General features: G+C 57.0%; 14 protein-coding genes. 5 read left to right on the forward strand and 9 right to left on the reverse strand.

The features are described 5' to 3' along the window. Positions 1–16: 16 nt before the first annotated feature. Positions 17–805: a PhzF family phenazine biosynthesis protein gene (locus ACDO57_RS05815; RefSeq protein WP_370883653.1), complete on the reverse strand. Its 789-nt coding sequence runs from the start codon at positions 803–805 to the stop codon at positions 17–19. Positions 806–982: 177 nt separating this feature from the next. On the opposite strand from ACDO57_RS05815, the gene ACDO57_RS05820 reads away from it, so the two are divergent. After that, positions 983–2,179 carry a sugar transporter gene (locus ACDO57_RS05820; RefSeq protein ID WP_370883654.1) on the forward strand — a complete coding sequence of 399 codons (1,197 nt, stop codon included), beginning with the start codon at positions 983–985 and terminating at the stop codon, positions 2,177–2,179. 56 nt (positions 2,180–2,235) lie between these two features. Here the strand turns inward: ACDO57_RS05820 and ACDO57_RS05825 are convergent, their stop codons facing one another. Beyond that, the gene (locus ACDO57_RS05825) at positions 2,236–2,901 is read right to left on the reverse strand and encodes a MarC family NAAT transporter (protein ID WP_024908448.1); all 666 of its coding nucleotides are present in this window, start codon (positions 2,899–2,901) and stop codon (positions 2,236–2,238) included. 255 nt (positions 2,902–3,156) lie between these two features. On the opposite strand from ACDO57_RS05825, the gene marR reads away from it, so the two are divergent. From marR to marB, 3 genes are read left to right on the forward strand one after another with little or no spacing between them, the layout of a single operon-like run. Then, the gene (marR, locus tag ACDO57_RS05830) at positions 3,157–3,591 is read left to right on the forward strand and encodes a multiple antibiotic resistance transcriptional regulator MarR (protein WP_032647191.1); all 435 of its coding nucleotides are present in this window, start codon (positions 3,157–3,159) and stop codon (positions 3,589–3,591) included. A 21-nt stretch (positions 3,592–3,612) separates the two neighbouring features. Then, positions 3,613–3,993, forward strand: a complete 381-nt coding sequence (gene marA / locus ACDO57_RS05835; RefSeq protein ID WP_008502237.1) for an MDR efflux pump AcrAB transcriptional activator MarA — start codon at positions 3,613–3,615, stop codon at positions 3,991–3,993. A gap of 33 nt (positions 3,994–4,026) precedes the next feature. Further along, positions 4,027–4,245 (forward strand): multiple antibiotic resistance protein MarB, encoded by a 219-nt coding sequence (marB, locus tag ACDO57_RS05840; protein ID WP_023335698.1) that lies wholly within the window; start codon positions 4,027–4,029, stop codon positions 4,243–4,245. Positions 4,246–4,277: 32 nt separating this feature from the next. Here the strand turns inward: marB and eamA are convergent, their stop codons facing one another. Beyond that, the gene (eamA, locus tag ACDO57_RS05845) at positions 4,278–5,183 is read right to left on the reverse strand and encodes an O-acetylserine/cysteine exporter (RefSeq protein WP_208762868.1); all 906 of its coding nucleotides are present in this window, start codon (positions 5,181–5,183) and stop codon (positions 4,278–4,280) included. Between the two features lie 194 nt (positions 5,184–5,377). On the opposite strand from eamA, the gene ydeE reads away from it, so the two are divergent. After that, positions 5,378–6,571 (forward strand): efflux MFS transporter YdeE, encoded by a 1,194-nt coding sequence (gene ydeE, locus ACDO57_RS05850; protein ID WP_370883655.1) that lies wholly within the window; start codon positions 5,378–5,380, stop codon positions 6,569–6,571. Positions 6,572–6,617: 46 nt separating this feature from the next. Here the strand turns inward: ydeE and zinT are convergent, their stop codons facing one another. From zinT to urtA, 6 genes are read right to left on the reverse strand one after another with little or no spacing between them, the layout of a single operon-like run. Next, entirely contained in the window at positions 6,618–7,259 is a 642-nt protein-coding gene (gene zinT / locus ACDO57_RS05855) for a metal-binding protein ZinT (RefSeq protein ID WP_370884112.1), read from the reverse strand. 52 nt (positions 7,260–7,311) lie between these two features. Further along, a complete protein-coding gene (gene urtE, locus ACDO57_RS05860; protein WP_370883656.1) occupies positions 7,312–8,010 on the reverse strand; it encodes an urea ABC transporter ATP-binding subunit UrtE in 699 nt (232 codons plus the stop codon). Positions 8,011–8,019: 9 nt separating this feature from the next. Next, positions 8,020–8,817 carry an urea ABC transporter ATP-binding protein UrtD gene (urtD, locus tag ACDO57_RS05865; RefSeq protein WP_370883657.1) on the reverse strand — a complete coding sequence of 266 codons (798 nt, stop codon included), beginning with the start codon at positions 8,815–8,817 and terminating at the stop codon, positions 8,020–8,022. Further along, on the reverse strand, positions 8,817–9,890 hold the full coding sequence (gene urtC, locus ACDO57_RS05870) for an urea ABC transporter permease subunit UrtC (protein WP_370883658.1): 1,074 nt from the start codon (positions 9,888–9,890) through the stop codon (positions 8,817–8,819). The genes urtD and urtC overlap by 1 nt, the downstream gene beginning before the upstream one ends. After that, positions 9,890–11,464, reverse strand: coding sequence for an urea ABC transporter permease subunit UrtB (urtB, locus tag ACDO57_RS05875; RefSeq protein ID WP_370883659.1), 1,575 nt, complete (start codon positions 11,462–11,464; stop codon positions 9,890–9,892). Before urtB ends, urtC begins: the two co-directional genes overlap by 1 nt. 24 nt (positions 11,465–11,488) lie before the next feature. After that, entirely contained in the window at positions 11,489–12,760 is a 1,272-nt protein-coding gene (gene urtA / locus ACDO57_RS05880) for an urea ABC transporter substrate-binding protein (protein WP_370883660.1), read from the reverse strand. Positions 12,761–12,918: the final 158 nt, after the last annotated feature.

The following is a 12,918-nucleotide window of genomic DNA, read 5'->3' on the forward strand; positions in this document are numbered from 1 at the left end:
CTCTTGTTATGGCTATTTAGCGCAGAAAAACTGTGCCTTTCAGATAAAGTGTGGCCTGTCCGCTCATCAGCACCCGCGAGCCTTTCAGCTCACAGCGCACATCGCCACCGCGCGCTGAAACCTGACGGGCAAACATCGTCGTTTTGCCCAGCTTTTCGCTCCAGTACGGGATCAGCATCGTGTGCGCGGAGCCGGTGACCGGGTCCTCCGGGACGGAAACGCCGGGGGAGAAAAAGCGGCTGACAAAATCGTATTCCCCCTCACCCCGCGCCGTCACGCTCACCTTATGCTCGCCCGGCGTCATCGCCGAGAAGCGTGGCGCAAGCGCTTCAACCTGCTGGCGATTATCCAGAACGATCAGCCAGGCGCGTCCTTTACGGGCTTCAACGTAGCGGCTGATACCCAGCGCCGAAAGCATCTCAGGCGGGGGCGTCTCTTCATGGGTTGGACATGCCGGGAAGTCCAGCGTCATCCACTCCCCCTCCCGGCTGACCGTCAGGCGGCCAGAGGCGGTTTCAAAGTGGATCCGCGAATCCGGGTAATCCAGCTCGGTAAACAGCACGTGCGCGGCCGCCAGCGTAGCGTGGCCGCAGAGATTGACTTCGGTGAGCGTGGTAAACCAGCGGAGCTCAATGCCCCCTTTACTGCAGACGAAAAACGCCGTTTCCGACTGATTATGCTGCTGCGCCATTTTCAGTAAGTTCTCATCGGGCAACCACGCTTTCAGCGGGCAAACGGCTGCCGGGTTGCCGCCGAACGAGGTATCGCTGAACGCATCGACCAGATAAAAATCAATCTCCTGCATTGTCTTACCGCCTGTTTTTATTATGTTGTTCTTTTATATTCAATGAAAACAGCGTTCCCGGCTACCGCTTTTATAAGGTAAATATTGAGATCTGCATCACATAATGGTTGAGTTTTCGCCGTTTGACGTTTTAAGATCGTCTCCTCTTCTTTTCAGCAACGAATCTCCGACATCCCTATGACAACGAACACAGTTTCCCGCAGGGTTGCGTGGCTACGCGTGGTCACGCTGGCCATTGCCGCGTTTATTTTTAATACCACAGAATTTGTTCCGGTTGGGCTGTTGTCTGACATCGCTGAAAGTTTCCAGATGGAAACGGCTCAGGTGGGCATTATGTTGACCATCTACGCCTGGGTAGTGGCGCTGATGTCCCTGCCGTTTATGCTGCTGACCAGCCAGATGGAGCGGCGCAGGCTGCTGATCGGTCTGTTTGTCTTGTTCATTGCGAGCCACGTGCTGTCATTTATGGCGTGGAATTTTACGGTGCTGGTCATGAGCCGCATCGGCATCGCCTTTGCCCATGCGGTGTTCTGGTCTATCACCGCGTCGCTGGCGATTCGCCTGGCGCCGGCAGGGAAACGCGCGCAGGCGCTGAGCCTGATTGCTACCGGTACCGCACTGGCGATGGTGCTGGGTCTGCCAATTGGCCGCATCGTGGGGCAATACTTCGGCTGGCGTACGACCTTCTTCGCCATCGGTATGGGTGCGCTGGTTACGCTGGTATGTCTGATTAAACTGCTGCCCGCGCTGCCGAGCGAACATTCCGGCTCGCTGAAAAGCCTGCCGCTGCTGATGCGTCGCCCGGCGCTGCTGAGTATCTACCTGCTGACCGTCATTGTGGTGACGGCCCATTACACGGCGTATAGCTACATTGAACCGTTTGTGCAGATGGTAGCGGGCTTTAGCGCCAATTTTGCCACCGTCTTACTGTTGATCCTCGGCGGCGCGGGCATTATTGGCAGCGTGCTGTTTGGCAAGCTGGGTAACCGGCACGCCTCCTTGCTGGTGAGCAGCGCCATCGGCCTGCTGCTGGCCTGCCTGCTGCTGATGATGCCCGCCGCGGGCAGTGAGAGCCATCTGGCGATCCTCAGCCTGTTCTGGGGCGTGGCGATCATGATTATTGGTCTGGGCATGCAGGTGAAAGTTCTGGCCCTGGCGCCGGATGCAACGGACGTTGCCATGTCGCTATTCTCCGGGATTTTCAATCTGGGGATTGGCGCGGGCGCGCTGGTGGGAAATCAGGTCATACTGCACGTGTCGATGTCGGCGATTGGCTATCTGGGGGCTATTCCGGCCCTGGTGGCGCTTGTCTGGTCGGTGCTCATCTTCCGTAAATGGCCGGTGGCGCTGGAGGAACAGGGGCAGCACGGGTGAGCCTTCTTGCCGGGTGGCGGCTACGCCTTACCCGGCAATCACATCAATGATAGACATCAATGATAGGTCTTAATAATTTCCAGCACGCCGTTAATAATAAACTGCACGCCCATACAGACCAGTAAGAAGCCCATCAGACGGGAAATTGCCTCGATACCGCCCTTACCTACCCAGCGCATAATGGCGCCAGAACTGCGCAGCGACACCCATACGATAAGACCGATAATCGCAAAAATCAGCGGTGGCGCTACCGTCAGCACCCAGTCCGGGAAGGTTGCGCTGTCACGCACCGTCGACGCGGAGCTGATGATCATCGCGATGGTCCCCGGCCCCGCCGTGCTCGGCATGGCAATCGGCACAAAGGCGATATTGGCACTCGGTTCGGTTTCCAGCTCTTCCGATTTGCTGGCCGCTTCCGGCGACTCATGCGCTTTTTGCGCCGGGAACAGCATGCGGAAACCAATAAAGGCCACAATCAGCCCCCCGGCGATACGCAGGCCCGGGATGGAAATCCCGAAGGTATTCATCACCACCTGTCCGGCGTAATAAGCCACCATCATGATGGCAAACACATACACCGAGGCCATCATCGACTGATGGTTGCGCTCGGCGCTGTTCATATTCCCTGCCAGCCCGAGGAACAGCGCCACCGTCGTTAACGGGTTAGCCAACGGCAGCAAGACCACCAGCCCAAGGCTGATTGCTTTAATTAAATCCAACATAGTGCGTTGTTGTCCTTATCCATATTTAACACAGCAATTATAGGGTGAAAGTGTGACATTCAGCCATGGGTGTAACGTAACGATTATTTCCCTTCTGAAAAGATAACTGTCAGTTATCTATCTGATTTGAAAGACCTCAAAAAAAGTTCATGAAACGTTTTAGCAATTCGTGGCATCGGCTGACTCATTCAGTTGACTTATACTTGCCTGAGCAATAATATCTGCCGTGACTAATTACTTGCCAGGGCAACCATTGTGAAAAGCACCAGTGATATCTTTAACGACGTTGTTCCGCTGGGTCGTCTTATTCATATGGTCAATCAGAAAAAAGATCGCCTGCTCAATGACTACCTGTCACCGCTGGATATCACCGCAACACAGTTCAAAGTGCTGTGTTCTATTCGCTGCGAAGTGTGTATCACGCCGGTTGAGCTGAAAAAGGTGCTCTCTGTCGATCTGGGCGCGTTAACCCGCATGCTCGATCGTCTCGTCTGCAAAGGATGGATAGAACGAAGCCCTAACCCGAATGACAAACGCGGCGTACTGGTGAAGCTAACCAGCGATGGCGCGGACATGTGCGAGCAATGTCATCAATTAGTAGGACAAACACTGCATCAGGAACTAACAAAAAACTTAACGGCAGATGAAGTGGCAACCCTTGAGCTTTTGCTGAAGAAAATCCTGCCGTAAACAGAAAAAAGAGGTATGACGATGTCCAGACGCAATACTGACGCTATTACCATTCATAGCATTTTGGACTGGATCGAAGATAACCTGGAATCGCCGCTCTCCCTTGAAAAAGTGTCAGAGCGTTCGGGTTACTCCAAATGGCACCTGCAACGGATGTTCAAAAAAGAGACCGGTCATTCATTAGGTCAATATATTCGCAGCCGCAAGCTGACGGAAATTGCCCAGAAACTGAAAGAAAGCAATGAGCCGATCCTTTATCTGGCGGAGCGTTACGGATTTGAATCGCAGCAAACCCTGACGCGTACGTTCAAGAACTATTTTGACGTGCCGCCTCATAAGTACCGAATCACCAGCGTGCCGGGCGAATCCCGATACCTGTATCCGTTAAAACACTGTAGTTAATCATCGCCTGTAACAGACGTAACCGAGGAAATCATGAAAGTTATCGCCTCCGCCGCCCTCGCCTTGCTGGTGCTGTTCTCCAGCCAGACCTTCGCGGAGCAAACCCCTCGTGCAACGCAGCAAAATAATCCTGATACGATGATTTTGCCGTCAGCACATGACCAGTCGCCTTATGATTTCAACCATATGGGTGCTGGTAGCGACAAATCCGACGAATTAGGCGTGCCTTATTATAATCAGCACGGCCTCTGATTCGTTTTTGCCCCGCAGACGCGGGGCTTTTTTTATGCCTTTTCGCTTACCCGCGTCGTCCGACGAACCCGCAGACCAAACACGTTAATGTACAGCCCGGCCATGATCAGCACGGCGCCAAACAGCTGCAGCGCGCTTAGCGTTTCATCCAGTAAGAGTGCCGCACTGGCAAGCCCTACCACCGGTACCAGAAGGGATAACGGCGCGACGCGCCAGGTTTCATACCGTCCCAGCAGCGATCCCCAGATCCCGTAGCCCACAATGGTGGCGACAAAGGCCAGATAGACGAGAGACAGGATCGTGGTCATATCGATGTCGACCAGACTGTTCAGCATCACCGCCGGACCGTCCAGAATACTCGACGCCAGCAGAAACGGGATCACCGGGATCAGTGCGCTCCACACCACCAGCGACATCACCGCCGGGCGCGCCTCGTGCTGCATAATCAGCTTGTTGAAGATATTCCCGCAGGCCCAGCTCAGCCCTGCCGCCAGCGTCAACACAAACCCGAGCAGCGCCACATGCTGACCATTCAGGCTGGCCTCGATCAGCACCAGCACGCCGAACACCGCCAGGGTGATCCCCGCCAGCTGTTTGCCCTGCAGACGCTCGCCAAACACGAACGCCCCGAGAATAATGGTAAAGAACGCCTGCGCCTGTAACACCAGCGAGGCAAGACCCGCCGGCATACCGAACTTGATGGCGCAGAAGAGAAACGCGAACTGGCCAAAGCTAATGGTCAGACCGTAGCCCAGCAGCAGTTTCAATGGGATCTTCGGGCGGGCGACAAAGAAGATGGCCGGAAAAGCGACCAACATAAAGCGTAAACCGGCCAGCATCAGCGGCGGCATGTTGTGCAGCCCCAGCTTAATGACCACAAAGTTGAGCCCCCATACTACGACCACCAGCAACGCCAGCAGCCCGTCTTTCCGCGTCATACCCAGCCCCTGAATTATTAATAATTTGTTAACACTTCAAGGTAACAGAAAAAAGTGCGCCGAGAGAAGATCATTATTTCTGGCAGGCAGCTGAAGCACTTAGGGATAAATCAGGTGCTATACAAGCCCCTTATGTCATGGTAATCCTGTTAACACACATCTAATAAAAGCATAAGCAACTGTCGGGCAGGAATATGAAACCATCTCTCAGGCGCTCAACCGCAGCGCTGCTGGCATCGTCATTGTTGTTAACCATTGGTCGAGGGGCAACGCTGCCGTTTATGACCATCTATCTCACGCGCGTCTACAGCATGAGCGTCGAGAATATTGGTTATGCCCTGACGATTGCGCTGACTATCGGCGTGGTGTTCAGCCTGGGATTTGGCATTCTTGCCGATAAGTTTGATAAAAAACGCTACATGCTGATCGCCATCGTGGCCTTTATCGCCGGCTTTGTCGCGATCCCGCTGGTCGATAACGTCACGCTGGTGGTGCTGTTCTTTGCGCTGATCAACTGCGCCTATTCCGTCTTTTCGACGGTGCTGAAGGCCTGGTTCTCCGACGTGCTCACCGCGAGCCAGAAAGCGCGCGTCTTCTCGCTGAACTACAGCTTCCTGAACATTGGCTGGACGATCGGACCACCAATTGGCACCCTGCTGGTGATGTACAGCCTGCAGCTGCCGTTCTGGCTGGCGGCCTTCTGCGCCGTGCTGCCGCTGGGCTTTATCCATTTCTTTGTGCAAAAAAGCGTGGCGCTCGATACTACCGAGGAGAAGACGCCCTGGCAGCCGTCGGTATTACTGAAAGACCGCGCGCTGTTCTGGTACACGCTCTCTGGCCTGCTGGCGTCCTACGTGGGCGGGTCGTTCGCGAGCTGTATTTCGCAATACGTTCTGGCCGCGCATGCGGACAGTGATTTCGCCGAAAAGGTGGTGGCCGTGGTGCTCCCGGTCAACGCCGCCGTGGTGGTGACGCTGCAATATGCGCTGGGCCGCAAGATCTCAGCCAGCAATATACGCCCGCTGATGACCCTCGCTACCCTGTTTTTTATCGTGGGGCTGGGCGGCTTTATGCTCTCCGGAGAGAACCTGGTTTACTGGGGCATTGCTGCCGCCATCTTCACCCTGGGTGAGATTATCTATGCCCCTGGCGAATACATGCTGATCGACAACATTGCGCCACCGGGAATGAAGGCGAGCTATTTCTCCGCGCAGGCGCTGGGCTGGCTCGGCGCGGCGGCAAACCCGATGATCACCGGTATCATACTGACCAACCTGCCGCACTGGTCGTTGTTTGTCATCATGATGGTCGCCATTGTTGTCGCATGGCTGATGATTTTGCGCGGGATGAGCGTGAAGGCGTGGTGCGAGTCGCCCAAAGCGGCGTAGCAAATGCAGGCCGGGTAAGGCGCAGCCGCCACCCGGCAATAAAGCATCAGTGGTGCAACATCTCCTCCACCACCTGCTCTTTATACATCTCGTTCGGGTAATAGGTCGGCCAGTTATCCATCTCTTTCAGCAGCGCCTCGTGGGAGATATTGCCCATGAAAATATGGAAGTGAGACGAGGCCTTCGGTCCGATGGTATGGTCGCTGAACTGCACGAACTTCGGCGCCTTGCTAGCGGCATCCTTACACTCAAACAGATAGCGAACGCCTTTCTTACCTGACGCGTAGGTCAGAATTTTGTAGCCGCTGTAATCATACTGACAACGGCTGACCGCTTTACCCTGATGGAACTCCATCACGTTATTTTCGATGCCGATAGCATCCACGTCCGTCGCATAACCCGTTCGGTAGTAGGCTTTCACCTCGTCAAAGGTTTTACTTTTGTCTTTCTGCGCTTTCTGTTTAAAGACCGGATCGAGCGAACCATCAAGCAGGAACGGATAGACCGACTGCCAGGTGCCGTCCCAGTCAGACAGCGTTCTGTCCTTCACGTCTTTATCCTCAAACACACCGTTCGCCGCTTTCTGTTCCGCTTCAGTCATCTGATGGCCGTGCGAGTGAGCAAACAGCTGGCCGCTGACCAGCAGCGCCCCCAGAGTCATAGCAAATTTTCCAATATGTGCAGTCAACATAACACCCTCATTCCGTTTGATAAGAACGAGGATGTTATATTATAACATTTCAGATCGCAACCAGGCCGCGCACGCCCTCCTGCTCCATGTTCTCACCCCGTCCGCGCTGAATAATGGTGCCGCGCGACATTAGCAGATAGCTGTCTGCCAGCTCGGCGGCAAAGTCGTAAAATTGCTCAACCAGCAGGATCGCCATATCCCCCCGGTCCGCCAGAGTGCGGATCACCTGGCCAATCTCTTTAATCACCGACGGCTGTATGCCTTCGGTCGGCTCATCCAGAATCAGCAGCTGCGGACGACTCGCCAGCGCGCGCCCAATCGCCAGCTGCTGCTGTTGTCCCCCGGAGAGATCGCCCCCGCGACGATGCTTCATCTCTTTGAGCACCGGGAACAGCTGCCAGATCTCCTCCGGCACCTGCTTCGCCTCGCGGGCGGAAAATCGCGACAGCCCCAGCTGGAGGTTTTCCTCCACGGTCAGGCGCGGGAAAATCTCGCGACCCTGCGGAACGTACGCCACGCCAGTCTGCACCCGCTGATGCGGCTTGCTGTGGGTGATCTTTTTACCCTGCCAGATGACCTCCCCGGTTTTCGCCGGGATCAGCCCCATCAGACACTTCAGCAGCGTGGTTTTCCCGACGCCGTTGCGCCCCAGCAGGCAGGTGACTTCGCCAGTGTTAGCCTCAAAGCTCACGCCGCGCAGGATATGGCTGCCGCCGTAATACTGATTCAGTTCGTTGACCTGTAACATTCCCTCTCCTTAACGTCCCAGATAGACCTCAATCACCTGCTCGTTAGCCTGCACCTCGCGAAGCGACCCTTCCGCCAGCACCCGCCCCTGATGCAGCACCGTCACATGGTCGGCGATGGTTTCAACAAAGCCCATATCGTGCTCCACCACCATCAGGGAGTGCTTGCCCGCCAGCGTTTTGAACAGCTCGGCGGTATATTCCGTTTCTGCGTCGGTCATCCCGGCGGCGGGTTCATCCAACAGCAGCAGATGCGGGTCCTGCACCAGCAGCATGCCGATCTCCAGAAACTGCTTTTGCCCGTGGGAAAGCAGCCCGGCGCGGCGGTCGCGCTCGCTGCTAAGGCGCAGCAAAACCAGCATCTCATCGATTCGGTCGCGCTGTTCACCGTTGAGCGTTGCCCGCAGGCTCGCCCAGACGGACTTATCGGTTTTCATGGCGATCTCCAGGTTTTCCCACACCGTCAGCGCTTCAAAAACGGTGGGTTTCTGGAATTTACGCCCGATCCCCTGGCGGGCAATGGCCGCAGGCTCCAGCGCGGTCAGATCGATGGACTGATCGTAAATCGCCCTGCCGCTCTTTGGACGCGTTTTGCCGGTGATGACGTCCATCAGCGTGGTTTTACCGGCTCCGTTGGGGCCAATCACGCAGCGCAGTTCACCCACGCCGATATTCAGCGAGAGATCGGTCAGGGCCTGAAAGCCATCAAAATTGACGTTAATGGCCTCAAGCTGAAGCACCGGGTCGGTCTGCTGGCGGTAACGATCGCCGGGCAACTGGCGGGTAAATAACCCTTCGGCTGGCTGCATTATTTATCTCCCTTTCGAAACAGACCATAGACGCCGCGCGGTAAAAACAGCGTGACGGCGATAAAAATCAACCCCAGAAACAGCTGCCAGTATTCCGGCATCGCGACGGTGAAGAAACTTTTCGCCCCATTCACCAGCGCCGCGCCAATCACCGGCCCCACCAGCGTGCCGCGCCCGCCCAGCGCCACCCAGATGGCGGCCTCTATCGAGTTTGTCGGCGACATTTCGCCCGGGTTGATAATGCCCACCTGCGGCACATAGAGCGCCCCCGCCAGACCGCACAGTACGGCAGAGAGCGTCCACACCAGCAGCTTGAACCCGCGCGGATCGTAGCCGCAAAACGTCAGCCGGTTTTCGGCGTCGCGAACGGCGGTCAGAATGCGGCCAAACTTGCTCTTCGCCAGCGCAAACCCTATGCTCAGGGCCAGGAGCAGCAACAGCACGGTGGCAAGAAACAGCGCGATACGGGTCGTCGTTTCCGTTACTGAAAACCCGAGCAGCGTGGTGAAGCCGGTAAAGCCGTTATTGCCGCCAAAGCCGGTTTCGTTGCGAAAGAACAGCAGCATCCCGGCATAGGTCAGCGCCTGGGTCATAATCGAGAAGTAGACCCCTTTGATCTTTGAGCGGAAGGCAAACCAGCCAAACACCAGCGCCAGCAGTCCCGGCACCATCACAATCAGCACCAGCGCCCAGGCAAAATGCTGGGTTCCCCACCAGAACCACGGCAGCTCGCTCCAGGAGAGAAACGACATAAAGGCGGGCAGACCTTCGCCCGCGGCCTGGCGCATCAGGTACATGCCCATCGCGTAGCCGCCCAGCGCGAAGAAGATCCCGTGCCCAAGCGACAGCATCCCGGCATATCCCCACACCAGATCCAGCGCCACCGCAACGATGGCGTAGCAGAGGATCTTGCCAATCAGGGTCAGCATCCAGGTCGACAGCGCCAGCGGATGCGTCGCAGGCAGTAAGGCGAAAAACGGTAATATCAGCAGACACACCACCAGCAGGCTGCCTGCAAGTTGCGTTGTGCGTGGCGCTTTGCGCGCCAGCGTTAAGGTCAGCGGCTGGCTCATCAGTCAATCATCCTCCCTTTCAGCGCAAACAGCCCCTGGGGGCGTTTCTGAATGAACAGCACGATCGCAACCAGAATCACGATCTTGCCCAGCACCGCACCCATCTGTGGTTCAAGGATTTTATTGAAGATCCCCAGACCAAACGCCGCGGCCACGCTGCCTGCCAGCTGGCCTACGCCACCAAGAACGACCACGAGGAAAGAGTCAATAATATAGCCCTGGCCCAGCTCCGGCCCGACGTTACCGAGCTGCGATAACGCCACGCCGCCTAACCCCGCAATCCCGGAGCCAAGCCCAAACGCCAGCATATCGACGCGCCCTGTCGGTACCCCACAGCAGGCGGCCATGCTGCGGTTTTGCGTCACCGCCCGCACGTTGAGCCCCAGACGGGTTTTGTTCAGAATGAGCCAGGTGAAGAACAGCACCAGCAGCACGAAGCCCAGCACCACAATGCGGTTCCATGGCAGCGTCAGGTTGGCAAAAACCTGCACCCCACCGGAGAGCCATGCCGGGTTTGCCACCTCGAGGTTCTGGGCGCCAAAGGTCATGCGCACCAACTGGATAAGCATCAGGCTGATGCCCCACGTCGCCAGCAGCGTTTCCAGCGGACGACCGTACAAATGGCGAATCACGGTGCGCTCCAGCACCATCCCGATGCCAGCCGTCAGGCAGAACGCGACCGGCAGCGCGATAACGGGATAGAGCGCCAGCCACTGGGGCGCAAGCCCGGCCATCGCCTGCTGCACCATCCACGTGGCATACGCGCCCAGCATCAGCATTTCGCCGTGCGCCATATTGATGACCCCCAGCAGGCCGTAGGTGATGGCAAGCCCCAGCGCCGCCAGCAGCAGCACCGACCCCAGAGAAAGCCCCATAAACGCCTGGCCCAGCAGATCGCCCCACATCAGCCGATGCTGGATCTGGCTAAGACTCTCCTGCGCGGCGGCGCGAACCCCGGCATCCGGCTCTGTCTGTGCCTGGGTAAACGGGGTAAGTCTGGACTCCACGTCCGGATCGTCAGACTGCCCTAATAATTCAACAGCCTTGCGGCGCACCTCGGCCAGCGGGCTGGCTAGCTGGAGATTTGCCACCGCCAGCAGCAGCGCCTGACGCGCCACCGCGTCCGTTTCATCGTTTACCCGCTTTTCCAGAAAAGCGAGCATCCCGGGCTGGGCATCCCGCTGAAGCTGACGTGCCGCCGATCGCCTTTCGGTGACGCTGTCACTCACCAGCTGATGCGTCGCGATGGCCGTGGCGGCCAGTACGCGCAGCCGGTTGGTCAGACGAACGGCTTTGGTTGGCCCTTCGGCCGCCTTTGCGTCACCGAGCGAGATCATTTGACCATTGCGCTGCGCAAAGGCGTGCTTTTGGCGGTCGGTATACAAGTTTTCCTTTTGCAGCGCCTGCAGCAGCGGCAGCCTAACCACGTCCGGCGCGGCGGCCCACTGCGTCAACAAATCCGCCTGCTGGCTGCGGCTGGCGGCAACAAAACGATCGGCATCCGATGCCTGCGCCATCCCTGGCAGCAGTCCGGAAAGCCATACAAGAGCGATGAACAGGCGCATGGCGTTCATGACGTTTCTCCCTGCGGTGATGGCTTAGTTGCTGGCGGTTTTCATCGGCTGGTCGGGCTTTTTGTCATTCCCGGCGATGAACGGGCTCCACGGCTGGGCGCGTACCGGCTGTTCCGTCTGCCACACCACGTTGAACTGACCGTTGCCTTCGATTTCACCGATCATGACCGGCTTATGCAGATGGTGGTTGGTGGCATCCATGGTGAGCGTAAAGCCTGACGGCGCCTTAAAGGACTGACCAGCCATCGCCGCACGCACTTTATCCACGTCGGTAGTGCCCGCTTTTTCCACCGCCTGCGCCCACATATGAATCCCTACGTAAGTCGCTTCCATCGGATCGTTGGTCACCACGGTATCGGCGTTCGGCAGCTTATGCGCTTTGGCATAGGCTTTGTAATCCGCCACAAAGGTCTGGTTTGTCGGATTATCCACGGATTCAAAGTAGTTCCATGCCGCCAGGTTGCCCACCAGCGGTTTGGTGTCGATCCCGCGCAGCTCTTCTTCACCCACGGAGAACGCCACCACCGGCACGTCCGTCGCCTTCAGTCCCTGGTTAGCCAGCTCTTTGTAGAATGGCACGTTGGAATCGCCGTTGATGGTCGACACCACGGCGGTTTTGCCGCCCGCTGAGAATTTTTTGATATTGGCGACGATGGTCTGGTAGTCGCTATGGCCAAACGGGGTGTAAACCTCTTCGATGTCCTTATCCTCCACCCCTTTCGAATGCAGGAACGCGCGCAGGATCTTGTTGGTGGTGCGCGGATAGACGTAATCGGTTCCCAGCAGGAAGAAGCGTTTCGCCGCGCCGCCGTCTTCGCTCATCAGGTATTCCACCGCCGGGATCGCCTGCTGGTTCGGCGCCGCGCCGGTATAGAAGACGTTTGGCGACATCTCTTCGCCTTCATACTGCACCGGATAGAACAGCAGGCCGTTCAGCTCCTCAAAGACCGGCAGTACGGATTTGCGCGAAACAGACGTCCAGCAGCCGAATACCACCGCCACTTTATCCTGGCTCAGCAGCTGACGGGCCTTCTCGGCAAACAGCGGCCAGTTTGAGGCCGGGTCCACCACCACCGGCTCCAGTTTCTTACCCAGCACGCCGCCTTTGGCGTTGATTTCATCAATCGTCATCAGGGCGACATCCTTCAGCGGGGTCTCGGAGATGGCCATCGTGCCGGAAAGAGAATGCATGATCCCCACTTTGATGGTATCGGCCGCCTGCACGCCAAAACTCATGCCCATCGCCACGACGGACGCGGATAACGCAAAGGCTTTTAATAAGGTACGACGCTGCATATTTTCACTCCTGAAAAAGAACGCTGTGCGGAAACGTCCGTTACGGCGTGGACGCGGAAATAAAAGTGTCAGCGAAGCAGGAGCAAAAAGGATGCCAGAGTGGAGATAGCGCTATTTCTGGGAGGGGAACACCGGATGTAAAGAGAACGTCTCAGAAT

The sequence above is a fragment of the Enterobacter cloacae complex sp. 2015409 genome, assembly GCF_041365315.1.
Classification (GTDB): Bacteria; Pseudomonadota; Gammaproteobacteria; order Enterobacterales; family Enterobacteriaceae; genus Enterobacter; species Enterobacter pseudoroggenkampii.